15 protein-coding genes are annotated in these 17,672 nt (G+C 33.1%); 8 read left to right on the top strand and 7 right to left on the bottom strand.

Annotated elements, in window-relative coordinates; genetic code table 11:
- Position 1: 1 nt before the first annotated feature.
- Complete coding sequence (locus tag H4J39_RS11025; RefSeq protein WP_182228227.1) at positions 2 to 1,684, top strand: DNA polymerase; 1,683 nt, start codon at positions 2 to 4, stop codon at positions 1,682 to 1,684.
- Positions 1,685 to 1,965: 281 nt separating this feature from the next.
- Here H4J39_RS11025 and H4J39_RS11020 read toward each other — a convergent pair whose 3' ends face one another.
- The gene (locus H4J39_RS11020) at positions 1,966 to 2,157 is read right to left on the bottom strand and encodes a hypothetical protein (protein ID WP_182228225.1); all 192 of its coding nucleotides are present in this window, start codon (positions 2,155 to 2,157) and stop codon (positions 1,966 to 1,968) included.
- A gap of 124 nt (positions 2,158 to 2,281) precedes the next feature.
- On the opposite strand from H4J39_RS11020, the gene H4J39_RS11015 reads away from it, so the two are divergent.
- Together H4J39_RS11015 and H4J39_RS11010 are read left to right on the top strand one after the other, a co-directional pair.
- Positions 2,282 to 2,716: a DUF6641 family protein gene (locus H4J39_RS11015; protein ID WP_182228223.1), complete on the top strand. Its 435-nt coding sequence runs from the start codon at positions 2,282 to 2,284 to the stop codon at positions 2,714 to 2,716.
- 325 nt (positions 2,717 to 3,041) lie between these two features.
- Positions 3,042 to 5,024: a hypothetical protein gene (locus H4J39_RS11010; RefSeq protein WP_182228221.1), complete on the top strand. Its 1,983-nt coding sequence runs from the start codon at positions 3,042 to 3,044 to the stop codon at positions 5,022 to 5,024.
- A 546-nt stretch (positions 5,025 to 5,570) separates the two neighbouring features.
- Here the strand turns inward: H4J39_RS11010 and H4J39_RS11005 are convergent.
- Genes H4J39_RS11005 through H4J39_RS10990 form a run of 4 tightly spaced genes read right to left on the bottom strand, consistent with a single transcriptional unit; the run spans position 5,571 to position 12,487 of the window.
- Positions 5,571 to 8,477 carry a DEAD/DEAH box helicase family protein gene (locus H4J39_RS11005; RefSeq protein WP_182228219.1) on the bottom strand — a complete coding sequence of 969 codons (2,907 nt, stop codon included), beginning with the start codon at positions 8,475 to 8,477 and terminating at the stop codon, positions 5,571 to 5,573.
- A 7-nt stretch (positions 8,478 to 8,484) separates the two neighbouring features.
- The gene (locus H4J39_RS11000; protein WP_182228217.1) at positions 8,485 to 9,804 is read right to left on the bottom strand and encodes a DNA methyltransferase; all 1,320 of its coding nucleotides are present in this window, start codon (positions 9,802 to 9,804) and stop codon (positions 8,485 to 8,487) included.
- A complete protein-coding gene (locus tag H4J39_RS10995) occupies positions 9,801 to 11,588 on the bottom strand; it encodes a DNA methyltransferase (protein ID WP_182228215.1) in 1,788 nt (595 codons plus the stop codon). Before H4J39_RS10995 ends, H4J39_RS11000 begins: the two co-directional genes overlap by 4 nt.
- Positions 11,589 to 11,590: 2 nt before the next feature.
- Positions 11,591 to 12,487 (bottom strand): site-specific DNA-methyltransferase, encoded by an 897-nt coding sequence (locus H4J39_RS10990; protein WP_182228213.1) that lies wholly within the window; start codon positions 12,485 to 12,487, stop codon positions 11,591 to 11,593.
- A 272-nt stretch (positions 12,488 to 12,759) separates the two neighbouring features.
- Between H4J39_RS10990 and H4J39_RS19350 the strand changes: the two genes are divergently transcribed.
- On the top strand, positions 12,760 to 12,912 hold the full coding sequence (locus H4J39_RS19350) for a helix-turn-helix transcriptional regulator (RefSeq protein WP_404842689.1): 153 nt from the start codon (positions 12,760 to 12,762) through the stop codon (positions 12,910 to 12,912).
- On the opposite strand, the gene H4J39_RS10980 is transcribed toward H4J39_RS19350, so the two are convergent.
- Positions 12,913 to 13,785 carry a WYL domain-containing protein gene (locus H4J39_RS10980; protein WP_182228209.1) on the bottom strand — a complete coding sequence of 291 codons (873 nt, stop codon included), beginning with the start codon at positions 13,783 to 13,785 and terminating at the stop codon, positions 12,913 to 12,915.
- A 199-nt stretch (positions 13,786 to 13,984) separates the two neighbouring features.
- Between H4J39_RS10980 and H4J39_RS10975 the strand changes: the two genes are divergently transcribed.
- Positions 13,985 to 15,229 carry a hypothetical protein gene (locus H4J39_RS10975; protein ID WP_182228207.1) on the top strand — a complete coding sequence of 415 codons (1,245 nt, stop codon included), beginning with the start codon at positions 13,985 to 13,987 and terminating at the stop codon, positions 15,227 to 15,229.
- Between the two features lie 18 nt (positions 15,230 to 15,247).
- Here the strand turns inward: H4J39_RS10975 and H4J39_RS10970 are convergent, their stop codons facing one another.
- Positions 15,248 to 15,829, bottom strand: a complete 582-nt coding sequence (locus H4J39_RS10970; RefSeq protein ID WP_182228205.1) for a hypothetical protein — start codon at positions 15,827 to 15,829, stop codon at positions 15,248 to 15,250.
- Positions 15,830 to 15,961: 132 nt separating this feature from the next.
- Here H4J39_RS10970 and H4J39_RS10965 point away from each other — a divergent pair, with 132 nt between their 5' ends.
- The 3 genes from H4J39_RS10965 (at position 15,962) to H4J39_RS10955 (ending at position 17,626) form a co-directional block, all read left to right on the top strand.
- Complete coding sequence (locus tag H4J39_RS10965) at positions 15,962 to 16,579, top strand: hypothetical protein (protein ID WP_182228203.1); 618 nt, start codon at positions 15,962 to 15,964, stop codon at positions 16,577 to 16,579.
- Positions 16,580 to 16,586: 7 nt separating this feature from the next.
- Complete coding sequence (locus tag H4J39_RS10960) at positions 16,587 to 17,057, top strand: hypothetical protein (protein ID WP_182228201.1); 471 nt, start codon at positions 16,587 to 16,589, stop codon at positions 17,055 to 17,057.
- Between the two features lie 95 nt (positions 17,058 to 17,152).
- Complete coding sequence (locus H4J39_RS10955) at positions 17,153 to 17,626, top strand: hypothetical protein (RefSeq protein ID WP_182228199.1); 474 nt, start codon at positions 17,153 to 17,155, stop codon at positions 17,624 to 17,626.
- The last annotated feature ends 46 nt before the right edge of the window (positions 17,627 to 17,672 follow it).

Here is a 17,672-nt window from a genome sequence, read left to right as displayed (position 1 = left end):
TATGAAAACTTTGTCACTTGTCATTAAGAAAAAACAGCACAGCAATAACTTATTACTCAGTTATTGTTGCGCTGAATCCCCTATCGTTCAAGTTGATATAAACAACAAGGATGAATTATTAAACGAGCTAACAAAGTTAAAAAAAATTCATGGAAGCAAAGTATGGTTAAGTGAAAATTTGAGCAGACTATTGGAATTTAGCTACAAAGCAGGTTTTTACTATAAAGATACCAATATGATTGATATCTCAACTGAAGTTAATATGCTGATGCAAACTCACCATGACTTTGTAGATAATGCCCTACCTTCGTGCGTTACAAAGACAATTAATTTATTAGATAAGGTAATAAGTACTCACTTACAAGCCAAAGACCAACAGATAGCTAAACAAGTATTATTCGCTCAAATGATAACTAGAGCTGATTACATTAAAGCTATCGTTAAATTGACTGTTAATGGCAAAGGTTTCCCCATTGATGAACATGCATTAAAAGCAATATTCACTAAGAAAGAGCAAACGATTAATGCGATTCAAGAACAGGTCAACGATCACTACGGCACTTTATTTTTAAAAAATAAAGCAAATAATATTAAAGCACTTGCTCACGATAAATTGAAGATATTAGCTAATAATGAAGGCTATCAATGGCAAGCATCTGTATCTGGTCATTACCTAAAAATGGATAAAAGCTACCTAAAACAACTAGCAGATCAATATCCAAAATTACGCTTTTTCTATGATGCACTGACCACGATAAGGAGTATTCTGTCTACTGATTTACTTAATTTAGAAGCTGATGGATTTATTAAACCTAGTTTACACTTGATGACTCAGAAAACAGGACGTAACAGTCCAAAACCGTCAGAAGGTTATTTGCTAAATGCCAGTCATTGGATTCGAACGTTAATTAACCCCAAGCGGGATCACTGCATTATTGCGATTGATTGGTGCCAGCAAGAAATAGGCATCGCTGCGGCACTATCCAATGATAAAAAGCTTATTGATATCTATAATGCACCTGAGTGTGATGTATATTTAGCCCTTGCTAAAATGGCTGACTTTGCACCAAACTCTGCAACTAAGAAAAGTCACCCTGAAATACGCCAGTTATTTAAAACAATGCAAATTGGTTTAGGTTACGGTAGAACAGTTTGGTCATTAACAAAAGATATAAAACAACTATCTAACAGCATTACTTTCTCTGATGCGTACAATAAGGCTCAACAAATTCATCATTGGCATAAGACGACTTTTACTGGTTATTGGCAATGGACAGAAAACACTATTAACCAAGCAAGACAATCTGGTTTTATGCAGTCGATAGATGGTTGGACTTACTTTGTCAATGACGCTGTTCGAGATACACAACTGCTTAATTTTCCGATGCAAGCCAATGGCGCAGCGTTAATGCGACTAGCTATTTTGAACCTAGCAAAATACCAAGATATTGATTTAATTTGCACTCAACATGATGCCATTTATGTTAATACTGATGTTTGCAATAAAGAACGTGTTATAGAGCATATACAACAGAGCATGGACAAAGCTTGTATTGATTTATTCAAAGGTAAAATTACGCTAAGAACAGAGCTAACCATTTATGATGAATTTACAGGCTTTAATCAAAATAAAGCGACAACACCTTTTGAACGGATCATTAATCAATTAAAAGCTGTCGCTTAGCCAATGAAGCGTACCCGACATACTCGATGAAATTCACATTAACTAATAATATATTATTAAAAAAATTTAAAGTTAATAAATGGCAATATACTTGAGTACATAGAGTATATTCGGCAAAACAATACTGGGGGGGTCGTCCGCAGATTTATCGATGATTGATACGGTTATCGTTACTTAATGGCAAGGATTTAGTCAACGGATCTCGATATCCGCGATAGGTAATAAAGCACACGCGTTTATATACGACTACGTGCTAGGGCGGGAAAGGTTTTGTAAGCAATTTAACTGTTTTTCAAAGCTGATTGTACATTCATTTGTATCTTCGTTAGTTCATCTTCAGTTATACACTCAAAACCAGCGATATCTTCGAGTAACAAACCAAAATATTCATTTACTGCATCAATGTTTTGTACATCAATTTCAGCTTCATTAACTAGCTCTGCTAATTGTTTTATTTGTGATGGTGTTAGCATAGAAATGTCCTTTGATTAAGTCAGAACACTATCCATTGATTAACTTTTAAAGCCAACAATCAAACCGTTGTCTTTTATCCTTATTACTTTGATGGTAGCCCTAACAAATAATTAAGGAGTTACCATGACAAAATCCAACCCACTACAAGGATTAACTTTTACAACAAAGCCAAAGGTCGAAACTGTCAACCCTATCGAAGTAAAACGAGCTAAGTTAATCATCCGATTAAACGAACAACGCGCTATGGTCCAATGTTTATTAGAAAACACCGAATTCATTGCCTATAAAGATGTTTACGTTATTGACGAAGAAACCAATGAAAAACGAAAAGTTAAACGCCCTAAACGTATTCGCCCTTGGTTTTATCAATCTGCTGATAAGTATTACTTTGAAATCAAATACGGCACTAAATCGCTAGAAATTCAGAAGAACAAACCAGCAATTGATGTTGGCAGTAAGGATAATTTGTTAACGGTGATTAATGCCGTTATAGATGCTGTTAAACAAGGTTTTTTAGATGTTGAATTGAAAGCCGTTAAAGGGCCAACTAAGAAGTAAATAATACAGACGAAACAGAAAAAATTTTCAAAATTTTTATTAATTAACTACTAAATTATTTTTATTAGAAATAGTTTACTTAAAAACTGTCTGTTTCATCTGTTGTTTTATTATTTTTAGAATCATCTGGTTTAACTGGAGTAATTAATTTTCTAGGTTTAACTGGTTTTTTCGGTTTTACAGTTTTTATCAATTTAATTTCTATAAGTTTCATATTTGTTGGCTATGTGATTGCTGATAATGGTATTTATAGAAATCATACCTAACAATTTTAAAAAAAAAGTGGTCTAATTAACTATAATTACTTAAACAATAATGCATGATTATGAGAGCTATTAACTCAATTTTAATGAGACTCGCTAAACGAGCAGAGAAGTTACAACCGGAGCATTTAGTTAAGTCATTTGTTGATGTTGGCCCTACATACATGTTGCTCTCAAGCACAGACAATCAAATTATGTTTGGGCGAAGAGGAACAGGGAAAACTCATTTTTTAGCTGTGCTTAATAATGAAATTTTTAACAAGGGCATTATCAGTGTCCCTATTGATATGCGATTAATCGGCTCCACTGGTGGTATATTTTCTGATCAAAACATCCCTCTAAGTGAGAGAGCCACAAGACTTCTATCGGATACATTATGCATTATTCATGAAGTAATTCTTGAGTATGTTTTTGAAAATAATTTAGAAAACTCAACCGAAATAGCACAACTATTAAATGATTTTATCGAACAGGCAACAGCCTTAAGTATCGATGGTATATCAGAAGATGAAACAGGGTCATCTAATCAGTTTACTAATAACTCGACAGCAAAAGCTGGTTTTTCGAACACTGGTATATCTGTTGGATTATCTGTTTCAGAGCAAGCGAAATCAGGTGATACCTCAAAAAACAAAGTCACAGGCAAAAAAGTTCTAAGAATTCACTTCGGTGCAATAACTAAATTACTTAATAAAATCGTTTCAAAATTACCTAATAAAGAACTTTGGATCTTAATCGATGAATGGTCAGAAACACCGCTAGATCTTCAACCGTATCTTGCTGAACTTTTACGCAGAATTTTATTTCCTATTCCTGGGATCACTGTAAAAATTGCTGCTATAGCTCACAGATGTAACTTTATGGAACATGACTTAGAAACAAACGTTAGTATTGGTATAGAGTTAGGGTCTGATACTTCATCTGTAATAAATTTAGACGAATATATGGTCTTTGATAATGATAGTGAAGCCGCTAAAGAGTTCTTTAGAAATTTACTTCATCGACATGCCATTGCTTTAGATAAACACTCGATTTGCGATCAGGAAACTAGTCTATTCATAAATGATGTTTTTAGCCAAACTTCAGCTTTTGATGAATTTGTTCGTGCCGTCGAAGGTGTTCCACGTGATGCTATAAACATCATATCATTAGCAGCACAAACAGCCCTTGCTAGTAAAATATCAATTGCACATATTCGTAAATCTGCACAAAAGTGGTTTCAAGTGAATAAGCACGCCGCACTTAACAGCAGACCAGCTGCAGTTTCATTATTAGATCGAATTATCAATGAAGTCATCGGTCTTAGAAAGTCTCGTGGTTTTTTAATTAGTAATGATAAAAGCTATGAATTAATTGACTATCTTTACGATATGAGAATTATTCATGTGTTAAAGCAAGGCATATCAGCACAAAATGCTGTAGGTAAAAAATACACTTTATATGCTTTAGATTACGGTTGTTACGTTGAGTTAATGTCATCTAGAAATGCACCACTTGGTTTGATTATTGAATCTGATGAAAATGATGAAGTTCAATATATCGAGGTGCCTAAGTCAGATTATAGATCTGTCAAAAACTCAATATTAGATTTAGAAATTGATCATGGGCAATCAAGGCTTGAGTTAGTAACTTCTACAGAGCATTTACAATTACCAAACAAGCAAAAGAGAACTACGATAGCTGTTGAGAAACCTCTTGATAAAAAGCTTCTCAGTGCTATTCCCAAAAACATTGGCACTTTAAAAATCACTGGCACTATCTATATTCCTATTATCCTAGTTGCATTAGTCCTAAGAAAAGCCAAAGGTTTTGATACTAGTTGTGCTTCTGATTTAACTAAAGTAATCAATGAACATATAGTTATCAATATCAACAGGCCTAAAATCGCTACAAATAATATGTCTCGTGAACTAAGAAAGGATAATACTTTAGATTTAGATTGGTTGGTTTTTCAAAAAAATGGTAGAAACCCATTATTTTCCTTAAACGACAAATGGAGGAAATATTGGAAGCTATATTTCGGAAAGACACCACCAAAACTTTAAGTAATTGTTACTCGCTTAATTATCTCTTTAGGTATTATTTTTGATAATGTCATTATTGATACCTTTTAAAGATTTACTAAGGTGTTTATGACAATCAGAGGTGATTTTACCGCTAAAAATAGGGTCTTGGTGCCAGAATTAGTGTTACCTAGCTTGAACCGCCAGTGTTTATGCTAGTAACTAACGGATTGGATGTCAGTTGTTCGGTATAGCTAGGGTAAATATTGTAGCTTCAAACTAAGATCAATCACCTACCACACAACCAAGTAGCTACTTAGGAATCAGTTACTTTCAGTTTTAGGGCTTCAAACTAATATCAATCACTTACCACGCAACTAAGTTGCTACTTGAGTATCAGTTACTCTGAATTACTAATGAAATTTTTAATACCTCAAGTTAATATCAACCATTTACAATCATAAAGTTGAGTAAACTTGGATCTCCTATGCATTTTTCTCAACTATCAAAGCAATTGTTATAATTAACTACTCAAGAATAAACTCAGTGTGCGATAAAACTATGAATCACACACTGTATAACTAACAACTAAAATATTAAATAATCTTCTTTTAGGGTATCTATATCCACTGTATCTTTATTAAAGTGAATATTTTTCGATAGTAGTTCACTTACTTTTTTTCTATCAGATCTTTTAAGCGATATTCGCATCGATTCTAAGTTTATTAAGTTGGGAAAGATGCTTAAGTTATTCTTAAAATATATAAATTGGTTGTTGATCGATGTTTGTTTCTTATCCCAAATATCAGTTACTTTGTAAGATAGACCGAATTTTGAGTTTAAGTCATCAATCACTGTCTTTTTATTACTTTGACTTAAACTTTCAATCATTGGGTAATTATCCCTTATATAATCGATTATTTTTATTGAATTCAACAGTTCTGTTCGGCTTGAGCCTTGAGATGAATATAAAGCATAGACAAACTCTAAGAATGTTAATCTTTCTCTTTCATACAAAACATACAAACATACAGCATACGGAAACAAAACACCTTCTTTCCCAACAATATGGTATAAAACCAACTGCCTTTGATACAACCCTTCAAATGTAATTTTTTTATCAATTAAATCTTTTGTTATTTGGGTAACTAAGTATTTTCCTCTACCGTTTTCTTTAAACATACCTATTTTGGTACAGTGAGATAAAGCATTTCTATGAACATTCATTTGCTTGGTTGTGACTTCGTCACCAACTTTTGCTGATAAATCTATTAGCCTATCTAAAGTAGGAGTTATGAGGTTATTTTTAAATGCTTCTGTCCCGTAATCTGCTATCGACTTAAATATCCTTTTAACAGAAGCTTTTCGATCATTTTTCCCATAAACCTTTAATTGTTCATACTGGCTCGAATGTGACTTTGCATTAATAGTGGCGATTCTTAACGCTATTTGAGATGAGAAAGCCTCTAGATTCAAACTGTAACCTAAGATCTTAACTTTGTTATTCGATTGTGTATTTTTTCCCGTAAATTGAGGACAAGATACAGTTCTTCCCGCAACATGATTCAAGTTAATTTCTTCAACCCAATCCGCGAGCCTTGAATCTTCATCTCTCAATGCCTGAATAATATTATGTATTGTCGTGAAGTCTTGTGAATTAATAAATTCTTCTTCTGAAACTGAATCATCAATCAATATAGGTATTACAAAATATGCTTTGTCCTTATTTTCTCCATTTCTACTTTTTCGGAGAGCCCTTCCACAAGCTTGTATAATATCAATCATGGAATGTTTAGAGTCGACAAAGTATACACAATCAACTTGAGGTAAATTTACCCCTTCTGTAAGGCACTGTGAATTGGAGACTAATGACAACGAAGCATTTTCGAATTCATCTAATATCTGTTTCCTCTGTCCCGCCGACATCCCCCCATTAACATGGCCAAAAAAGAACTCATTGCTATTTTCATTTCCAACTTCCATTTCGACAAAGCTTTTCAATTCATAATCACCAACACCAGAGCCTGTAACGAATGCTTTAGCTTGATTAATACTTGAATGAAAAGATATTGCTTTCTTGATATTCAATTCGTCAAAACACTTTGCAATCAACAGCTGTTTAAAAATAGATTGAGCATGAGTAAATACATTATTAGAGCTGAACTCTTTTGCTATAAACTTAGGGTTATTTTTGACTTGATCAAATATTTCTGAACTTTTAACTGTAGCTATTACAATTTCATAATCAGATATTATTTCTTGTTGAATTGCTTGTCCAAAGTTGAGTTTAGAAAAAACTTTCCCATACTTGTCTTCGTCATTCATAGAAAACAATTCAACTTCTTCTATATTTTCTTGTGCTCGCTCCAGCACTCTTGGTTTGATAAGCTTTTCAGTTGCTGTCATAAACAATCTTTTAGTTATTTTAATGTTATCATCGCTTAAACCATAGCTGAACATACCAGAAGCTTTAATACCTGCTGTTCTATGAGCTTCATCAAAAATAGAGAGATCAAAACTGAAATCAGATAGATCTCTTGTCGCCTCTCCCACTGAAGATAACGATTGATATGTACTAAATACGATGGAAGTAATTCCAATATCATCATGCTTTGAAAGAAACTTGTTTAAATCATTACTATTTGTTGTGACAGAGAAGTCTACATCTTGGATTTCTAAATCACCTATTTCATCATTAAAGCGATCTTCATATTCACTTGCCACTGTCCTATCAGAGCAAATACAGACATACCTAAACGGTTGTTTTATTTGATCGCTCCATTCCATTAATGTTTGCTTTATTAATGATAAACTAGGTGCTACAAATAAAATGGTCTTAGAATTTAGTGCTTCGGATATCCAAAGAGATGTCAATGTTTTCCCTGTGCCACAAGCAGCAATGACTTTACCTCTATCATTTTCTGAAAAACCATGAATCACATCAGTGATGATCTTTTTCTGATGAGGCTCAGGATCAAAAAACAAGTGTTTTTTCTTGGAGACTAATATTAGCGATCTAACTTCATCAAAAAATGAAGCAGGTAAGCCATCAAATGTATCAACTAATATTTTATAGTTTTCATCCTGTTGCTCAGCTAAAACAGTTATTGAGTCGCAGTTTGCAATACAATATGTAGCGTCTGCTTTTTTTGCTTCTGCCCATAACTTTGCCCATTCTTCATATTTAGGTTTTGCTCTGTCTGTTCTAAACTTCACCTGGTAAGCAGCTAATCTACCATCAATAAATTCTATGACTCCATCAATGCCTGCATCATATTTAACTATACCTAACTTATCTTTTATTCGGATAGGTATAGGATGCATATACACTTCTTTTATTTGATAATAATTCTTCTTAAGTAAAAGAAATAAATATACAAATTCTTCGAATGCATCCCCTTTGTCTTTAGTGCTAGACAGTAATTCAATTTTTTTCTCAAGCTCTTTCCAAGTTGAGACATCAGATAAAAAAAGTCCCTTAAATCGAAGATTCATATTTACTTTATTTCCTTAATTTTATAATACTTTCCCTCATATTAAGTAAACAAGTATCTTTTACAGACATTTGCTGACTAGAAGCTCTTATCTTTCTAACTTCTTCTATACCTTCAACTTTAAAACCAATATTGTGTCCAATACTAGCCAATAACGCATCAGTCGGGATCAATACACTTTTATAACATGAGTTTGCCACTATAATATAAACTGGACTATTATTGTGTAATTGATCGTACAATTTCATTAAAACCTTTGTCATATCATCAAAATAGCCTTTAATCATCAAAGGTATTTTTTCATTCCATATATCAAAAGTTGATAAATAATCACAAATCAAATTAACGTGATTGTTCGGATGTTCAATTGTATGACTAAACTTACAGTTGATTGAAGATCTAATCATAATATCTCTATAAGCTCTGAAATCTTTGACATGCGAGACAAATCCACCTAACCACATCTCTAGTTTGTATACTTCAGTGTAATCAAAGCAATTAGGATATGGCGGAGAAAAAATCACTCCATCAAATTTATCTTTCGAGTAGATAGAGTTATTAATATTGAGTATAGAGTCATTAACACAGTTAGTAATTACCGGTTTTGGTTCTATTGGCAAAATATTAATGTCTTGGAGGTATTCATCAATTTTACGTCTAAAAATGGGCATCAACGAACTGGGTGGATTATATTTTTTTCTCTTTTTAAGCCCATTCCCATCTTTAACTCTATTGCTAAATTCACCAACAATACTTAAATATGCAAGTTTAAATAAATTCTTAGCTTTTTCATTTAAGCAGCTTTCATAAAAGCCTTTTATTCTCAATAAATCTTTTGTTAAGTTTTCTGGAAATAGGTCATTAAATTTCCCATAAGGTGGCTCATTTTTACTGGGAGATAGTGAGTCGTCGAAATATTGTTCCATATAATCACATATGAACTCAACATCTTTAGAATCATAATTATTACATTTAACATTGCTAACAAAGCTAGCAACTGGCGACATATCAAAACCTACAGCGTTAACTCCATTTTTCTTACACTCTAATAATGTTGTACCTACCCCACAAAATGGATCTAATATCGATTGACCTTCAGATATTTGATTTTCTCTGAGAAATTTTTCGACCACTATAGGTGAATATGCCTCTTTATAATAAAACCAACGAGCGATAGGGATGTTTTTATTACCTGAAAAATTAACTCCTTCCTTAGTAATATCACTTTGATTAACTGGGTATTGCCTATACAAGCTTTCAATTAAAGAAACATATTCCGGATATAAGGATTCATTCAAATCTAAATGACGTACAACATTAACACTCATACTTTCGACTTCTCTTCGAATAACTCTAAAGTTATTTCATCAATTGATTTATTTTTATCAATTGAATTTAAATAAATCCATAGTTTTGGTAGTAACTCTTTATAGTAAAATACAAAGTGTGCCTTATATTCTTCTGGTTCTATAAAGCTTTCTGAATTAATTGCTAATAAACTACTTTTAATACTTAAAGATAGTCCTTCCAAGTTCTCATTTTGGATTGGTAATTTTTTCGATAAATCTTTTTTAAAAAATAAAATAAAATCGCCATGTATAGTGCCATTAGAAATGGTGTGTGCTGTTTGTTTATAATTTTTTATACCTGTTTGAAAGTGCAGTTTATCTTCTTCAATTAAAAAACCAGCTTTACAAATAGAAAATAAAATACTTATCCAAGATTTAAAATTATTATTATTAAAAGTTAAGATCATATAACTTTTATTTTTAAGTACTTCGTAGTTTTTCATCATTATATCTGTCAGTACAGCTTCGTAATGTTCAAAAGTCTTACTATTAGGTATATTTTTTTTCCTGTTAACTACAGCTTCCCTAGGTTCATAATAAGTACTTTCATAAAGATCTTTATTCCAGACATGCCAATATGAGCTCAATTCATTATATTGTACGTTACTACCGTATGGAGGATCAGTTAAAATCAAATCGACCGATTCCGCTGGAATATTTACACTTGCTGAATCTTGATTTAGCAACAATGCGGAGGTACCTGAAGAGTCAAAAAAATCAGATGTATTATTAAATAATGTTACTTCATCTAGATTGTCTTTATTGTAACGGCATGATTTTATAAATCTATCTGTAGCTCTTTTAAAAGCACTCTTTACGTTTACTTCACAAAATTGAGATGGTATCCAGTAAGCATGTTTAGACCAAGTTACTGGTTTACCTTGCTGCCAATCATCTGTAACCATACTAAGCCTGCTTGTATCCTTCAATGAGGAACTAAAAACAAGCCTAAGGTTTTTATATGTATATTCAGATACATCAATTTTTTTTATTTCATTTAATAGACATGCATTTATTAATAAGTTCTTTTGAGTAAATAGGTCACAGAAAAGACGAAAGCCTTTCTTTCTTAAGCCATCTTCGGCTTGCCGATCCCAGTAATCAGGAATTTCATCCTTTGGCCAATAGATACCTTCCTTCTCACAATGATTTCTTAACTCCTCTACGCCACTTATCACTTTTTCAATTTGTATTTGAGTAAGTGATTTTTTATGAAATTCTTTTTGACAGCTACAATAGTATTCAGCAGTAAGATAGGCATCTCCTATTCTCTTGCACTTGGATGCTGTTGAATCAAATGAACAGCTCTTACAATGGTAAGTAGCTGTTTTAACTTTGTTCCTGTTACTAAACTCTATGGGTTCTTGACAGTTTGAACATTCTGCAATGTAGCACGCCTCCATTAGCTCTGGAGCAACATTTTCCCCACATTCACATTCAACAGAACAATATTTTTCATATAAATTATCTAAAAAACCATATAAGTAATCGATTTTTTCATAAAACAAATCGCCTTCATCTCTTAAAACCATTGTCTCAATAATAAACTTTGACAGTGGGTTTATATCACAACCAATACCTTTCCTATTCTGGCGTACAGACTCATAAACAGATACACCACCACCAGAAAAAGGATCATAAATAACATCACCTTTTGACGAATATTCCGTGACGAGATGTTCAAACACACTGTAGGGCCTTCTCGCAAAGTACTTATGAATGATGTAGGGGGCTGTATGAGCTTTTGATTTTACTGATTTCATTTTTAAAATTCTATAATAGTACCGTTACGTACTGTGTCTGTTGTTAATTTAAAAGCGGACTCGTTCGATTCTAACTGCAATTCTAACTGCAAATCTGAATAATCTAGCTCCGACTCAATTCGTTTAATAGCGCTTTCTATATAATAAGGATCCAATTCTATACCGATGAATTTTCTTTTCTCTTGTAGACAGGCAATAGCGGTAGAACCACTCCCCATAAAAGGATCCATTACTGTTTCTTCCTCTCTAGTAGATAACCTAATTAACCATGAAGGTAACTCTATAGGGAAAATAGCTGGGTGAGACAGTCCACTTTTTACCTTTTGTGTACCAACACTTATATAGTCTTTAGTACGAGAAATCCCTTTTTTTAAACCGGTTCCATTTTTAATGTCAGGCTGATGTTTTTTAGATGAAAGGAAGCCAATTCTCTGACTAGCAATCTTATCACATTTTGTATCACAGTATACTCCTCCCGATTGCCCGTACCATAGAATTGATTCCCAACTTCGTCTAGGTCGATTTATTGAACCTAGTGGAGCGCTATTAGGCTTTATCCATATTAATTCTTCACATTCTGTCCACTTCTCTCTAATCTTAAGTCTCGTTCTTAAGACGAAATCATCAATCTCTCCTTTACTTATATTTGGCCTTATCACCACAAAGATACTTCCATCTATATTTAATAATGGCCTTATTGCTTCAAAATACTCAGAAGTAAACGATGGATAAGAATCAGGAGAAATACTACTATATTCAGATTTTCTTTGATTTGCATAAGGAGGGCTTGTCACTACACTAGATATCCTTAAACTTTTGTTTTGCTTAAGGCTATGCATTACCTCAATGCAATCTCCCTGATAAATATTTATTCCTCGATTTGAATATACCGGTTTCATTTTAAGCACCACAAAGACTGTACATAAACACAGTATATTACTATTTTACGATCTGGACAATTAACTTACTATTTATATTTTATTATCAGGTAAAAATACAAATTAGAATGTTAGGATACGAATTACTAAACAATGATTTAGAGCACTTGTCATGCAGAACTCAAAATACTCTTAATGAATTGCAATTAGTTAAACGACATATCGATGGATTTAAATCGCAGCTTACAAAACGTGATAAACAACCTATCTATTCAATTAGAATCAAATAAGTTATGAGCATGACAGAGCTATCAATAACTTTAATTTATAAGTATAAAAATAGAGGTCCGTTTCCTAACCCGATACAATTATTTTCTCATTATGTAGCATGGGTTAGAGCTGATGTTGAACAATTAATTTTAGATAAGATAAATCAAATATACTGATTATATGAGCCCTTGCTGTTTTAGCTTTTCCAACATAAGTATTAGCTCTTCATCTTTTTTGTAATCCAAAATAATTGGAAATGAATGCGCATCTCGTTGCTCGTAATTTAATCCTGTGCGAGTCGATTTAAGCATGTGTTGTATATTACATACCTTACATTGAACGACCTTTTTACCGTTCGTCATACCATAATCTTCTTCTATCGATTTGGCTTGTTCAGCTTTTAGGTTAGGATGTGCTTTAAATGTTAATTCAACGGTATCATTCCATTTATCATCATTGTCTAATGCACCAGAGGCATCATAAGTTAACTCTGATTTTTGGTACTGATTCATTCTGCTTAGCACAAAATCTCTATACCTATCTTCGCCTACTACATAAGATCTAACATGCCAACGAAAGCCATTGTGAACCAGTGCTAATGGTTGAATATTATAATGTGCTTCCTTTTTTCTTAAGCCTGAATAGTTAATGCTCAATACTTGTTTTCTAGTTATCGCCCTATTGATTACAGCCCATAAATCGATACTGGGTGCGGTTAAGAATGGTTGAGATATATGCTCTACTTGATGAAATGGACTAACTTCATCATTGTTTGCTATCAAGTCATCAACATACTTTTGATAGGCAAGTAGAGCTTGAGGATTATCAGGCAGAAACTTAGGTGTAAACTCACTGGTTGGTATGTATCGCTTCAACGATTTATCGTATTCGATATTATCATTACATTCGTCTTCATATGCCCTTAAGTCCTTTCTATGCTGTGCCTTTTGCGTATCAAACAGCAAATGAAAGTAACCCTTTTTAAATTCACCTAATAAGAGTAAGCACAACTCCAGAAATTTTAATCGTTCTTTTATATCTGCTTTCATTTTGATTACACACTAAGAATTAGTACTTAGCATTGTAATCATTATTAAGAACAGAATAAACAAAATGGTGCTATTTAATGACATTATTATTGACAATCAAATTATGGTGCTATAAAGTGACACCAAGATAACAACTAAGCGCTGATTTAAACACAAATTGCTGGCGCATAAACCAAAACAGCTAAAAAGTGAGATAACTATGCAACAAGTAATACTAGAATATTTTTGCGGTGATGATGAATGGACAGATGAAAAAAGAGAAGTGTTACCAGAAGTTATTCTTAACGCTGGCTTAGAATATCCTGAGGAGCATTACCTCATGCCAGTATCGGAGAGTGAACTTGATATTGAGCAATTACTAAAAGTAATAAAGGATTGGGAAGAAGCAGTAAACACTACAGTTGATTGGTATGAGCAAGGTCAAGAAAGTAGAGCAAACTTTCATTTGATGAGAGTGCTAACACCATTAAACGAAATGGTTGAATTAAATCAAGTCAAACACAATGCAACAGCACTAATTTCTGCTCAAGGCTCAAAGCTTCCCCGTGATGCCAGAAATGATTTCATCCGTAAACCCACTATTCTTCATCTAGCGCTACTTACCATCGCACTTAATCACAATATAGATAATGAAACGCTTGTGCCATTATTTGAAGAAAGATTGCAATCCGTTATTCAGTTAGGCTTATCGGGTGGTGGACGTTCACCAGAAGATTTATTGTTATGGGCAATTGAAGTACTTTCTGTAGCAGGAACTTTTACCCTAATTAAAGAACGTTTTGCTAAAGAAAAACATCTTAATTGGATATATAAACTAACCGAACACTGTAAAAATATTAAAGCGCGTAATACTGATACGCTAGAGCCTATGAGCGTAGGTTACGTTAATACTAATGATAAAAATTTAGCTGCATTTGGAATTGATAATTTAACCAAAAGCATGGAGCCAATGTCTCGCCTTAGGTTTCATCACGAAAGAATCAGTGATTATGAAAAGTCTGTTCAACACTCTCTTTTACTGCAACTTATAAGCGAAGAATACAAATCAAATGTATTTGATTTGGCAAAAAGTTACGTTGCTGAAAATAGGAATCAATTACTTGATTCAGCAGAGCAAGTTCGTCCTAAGCATCAAGTGCTTTCATCAAAGCGACATGAAGTGTTTTTAAAACCAATATTAGCTAACAAAATTACCGATTTTGAAAGCCGATTCTCAGTGTTACTTGAGAAAGTTCCAGAAGGTAGATTTTATAACATTAAGCATAACGTTGAAGAAACAAAAGCCTTCCTAAAGCATCAAGACTTTATTGGTATGGGTTGTGGTTTTTTCGATTGGCAAAACCTATTTGAAAATGCACCTAAACATACAAAGATTTATATTCGCCATGTAGCAATGGAAAATGATTGCAGTTTAGGTATTTACTTGCAACTAGTGGTTAGTTGATAACGGTTATATTGATGATCATTTGTCTTCAATATCTAAGTAGTATCCATCGTCAGCATAGAAGAACAATTCACCATCCGTTAATTGGTAGTCGTTAGTCACATGACTAACATCTTGCCAAAAAGTCGATGTATTGATGAGCTGCTGTTTTAAATCAAGCAGCTCTGGTGTTGATAGAACAGTTGATATTTCATCACTACTTAGTAAGGGAATGAATAGCTGTCCACAAAGTTGTTTATTCTCTAACGCACTATCAAGCCAGTTTTGGCCTAGATACTTTGTTATAAGGCGTGGAAGCTTTTTTACATCAGGGTGAAGTTTGGCATCTTGGTATTGACTTATTTGCACAACATTAGCTTGTCCTGCGAACCTAATTGAACAGAGTAAATCGTTAGATGTTGCATACTTAAGCGCTAGTTCTTTAAAAGGTGAAGCACAAACAGTTAAACGACGAGTTGGCATATTATCAGGGCGTAACCATTCCCAGATATTATCAACAACGTATGGCACATTGCTTGGTGCTCGTTTAGTTGTTTTATGATGCTTCAAGTCATTAGAGTACGAGCTTTCAGACAAACTACGGAAAAATTTATTAGGCATAATGCACAGTACTGGTATTAATTAAGTTACTAATAATGCTTCATTTTCCAGAGAAAAAGCAAGCTATTTAAATGCAGCTTATTACCTGAAGTTAAATCCTTAGCAGTACGTAATTAAAGGGGTGAACGATAAATGCAAGAAGATAAAGATATAACTATCTATATTGGTGTTACTGATAACTGTGATGGAGTAATAGTTGAAGAAATCAATAAATGTTGCCATCAACTTACCAGTAAAAATTCGAATGGAGGACAGTTCCTTTTAGCACATGAAAGTGACAGTAACTACTTACTAGCAGACTACATCATAAACATTGAGGAAGGTGAAATATTCCTTACAAGGGGTGACAAAGCGTTTAACGTTAAGTTACACAGTAATAATTCACTTTCTGATGTATTACATGCCCTAACCGCTTCTTGGTTTTTAGCAAACTTAGTGGGTCATGATTATGCTGATTATGTTAGTTGCTTTAAAGCAAGTAAAAGCTCACAACTTGATATTATTGAAGTTAACAACGCCGATGATTTAAAGTCTTTCTTACTAGTAAATAAACGAGGCAGATCACCTTCTGCGATAACTTGTTATATTGAAGCTGTTGAAAAAAACATGACATACGAATGGTTTGAAGAATTAGCAGTAGCTTTACAGCCACTTGCCTTTGATGATGAAACATTATGTGTCATGACTTTGTCAGCAAAACCAATTCAACATTCTAAGAGTAAAGTTTATTTAACTTGGTTTGATAAGTGAGGTCATTGTGAATAAATTAAAGATATGGTTTGAGCAGCAGCTTCACGATTTGGACGTTACCAAAGTAGAAGTAGTTAAACGAATGAATTACCAAAACACTGATAAAGGGTTAAGGCGACTTAGTGAATTTCTAGAATATCCGAGTAAATCTACCAATGAATTCATTCAGCAACTGTGCTCTGTGTTAAACATTGAGTTAGCCGTATTACATCAAAAAGTAATTCAGAGAAAAAAACAGGTTAAAGGTATTCGTAAAGCCTTTATTCAATTAACTTACCCTAGGCTTGATAGCATATCACCATTATTTCACAGGGGCTGGTTAAGGGAGTTTCTTAGGGAAGATGTTCCTGAAATAATTCAACGATTACCATTTAATGAAAGAAAAAAGCAATTGAAACACCTTTATGAAAGAAAACTGAAAACACTTGATAACAGCTTATCGTCTACCATTACTGGTTTCACTTATTATGATACTTAGTGATAAAGTAATCGTAGCCGTTTGAACAAGCTGTCAAACTTTGGTTTAATTTATGCACACAGCTAAACACTAATCGATTAAAGGACTATTTTACAATGAATCGACAAAAACAAGAAGAATTGAAAAACTTCCGTAATGATACCAAAGGTATGAGTCCTTCAGAAATCGAAAAATATAAATTAAATCTGGCTGAAGATAAGGAACGTCAAAATCATATTCACTTTCTTCATGTAGCTATTTTTCCTGAAGAATATAGCTATCAAGGTGATAGTTACTCAGCTACCAAAAAACGTAAACGAGGTATTAACCCTTTATCTGAAATATACATAAAAACTGTAGATGAACGCAGATTGAAGCTTGGTGTTGAACCATATATTTGTAACCAAGAGCATTATCAATCAACTAAAGATTACTGCCTACAAAAAGCAATAAACCTCAGTAATGATGAAATTAAAGCATTAACCAATGAAGTTAAAAAAGAATATCAAAACAACAATCCTGCAAGTGTGACTTTGTCATCAAAGCCAATGACTGAAGCTGAAGAAGATATGCATATGTGGCTTTCGTAACATCTATGATTTCTGTGGATAAAAACACAAAGACTAAAACTTATTA

This window comes from Colwellia sp. Bg11-12, from assembly GCF_014076955.1.
In the GTDB taxonomy this organism is placed as follows: Bacteria; Pseudomonadota; Gammaproteobacteria; order Enterobacterales; family Alteromonadaceae; genus Colwellia_A.
The sequence above is the reverse complement of the archived record's forward strand: the minus strand, read 5'-3'. Positions and strand labels throughout refer to the sequence as shown.

Bases quoted from the DNA above. Each gene is read 5' to 3' on its own strand.
- H4J39_RS19350 (WP_404842689.1), top strand. From the start codon at position 12,760: ATGAGCATGACAGAGCTATCAATAACTTTAATTTATAAGTATAAAAAT.
- H4J39_RS11005 (WP_182228219.1), bottom strand. From the start codon at position 8,477: ATGAATCTTCGATTTAAGGGACTTTTTTTATCTGATGTCTCAACTTGG.
- H4J39_RS10990 (WP_182228213.1), bottom strand. From the start codon at position 12,487: ATGAAACCGGTATATTCAAATCGAGGAATAAATATTTATCAGGGAGAT.
- H4J39_RS11025 (WP_182228227.1), top strand. From the start codon at position 2: ATGAAAACTTTGTCACTTGTCATTAAGAAAAAACAGCACAGCAATAAC.
- H4J39_RS10955 (WP_182228199.1), top strand. From the start codon at position 17,153: ATGAATCGACAAAAACAAGAAGAATTGAAAAACTTCCGTAATGATACC.
- H4J39_RS11015 (WP_182228223.1), top strand. From the start codon at position 2,282: ATGACAAAATCCAACCCACTACAAGGATTAACTTTTACAACAAAGCCA.
- H4J39_RS10975 (WP_182228207.1), top strand. From the start codon at position 13,985: ATGCAACAAGTAATACTAGAATATTTTTGCGGTGATGATGAATGGACA.
- H4J39_RS10970 (WP_182228205.1), bottom strand. From the start codon at position 15,829: ATGCCTAATAAATTTTTCCGTAGTTTGTCTGAAAGCTCGTACTCTAAT.
- H4J39_RS10980 (WP_182228209.1), bottom strand. From the start codon at position 13,785: ATGAAAGCAGATATAAAAGAACGATTAAAATTTCTGGAGTTGTGCTTA.
- H4J39_RS11010 (WP_182228221.1), top strand. From the start codon at position 3,042: ATGAGAGCTATTAACTCAATTTTAATGAGACTCGCTAAACGAGCAGAG.
- H4J39_RS10995 (WP_182228215.1), bottom strand. From the start codon at position 11,588: ATGAAATCAGTAAAATCAAAAGCTCATACAGCCCCCTACATCATTCAT.
- H4J39_RS11000 (WP_182228217.1), bottom strand. From the start codon at position 9,804: ATGAGTGTTAATGTTGTACGTCATTTAGATTTGAATGAATCCTTATAT.
- H4J39_RS10965 (WP_182228203.1), top strand. From the start codon at position 15,962: ATGCAAGAAGATAAAGATATAACTATCTATATTGGTGTTACTGATAAC.
- H4J39_RS11020 (WP_182228225.1), bottom strand. From the start codon at position 2,157: ATGCTAACACCATCACAAATAAAACAATTAGCAGAGCTAGTTAATGAA.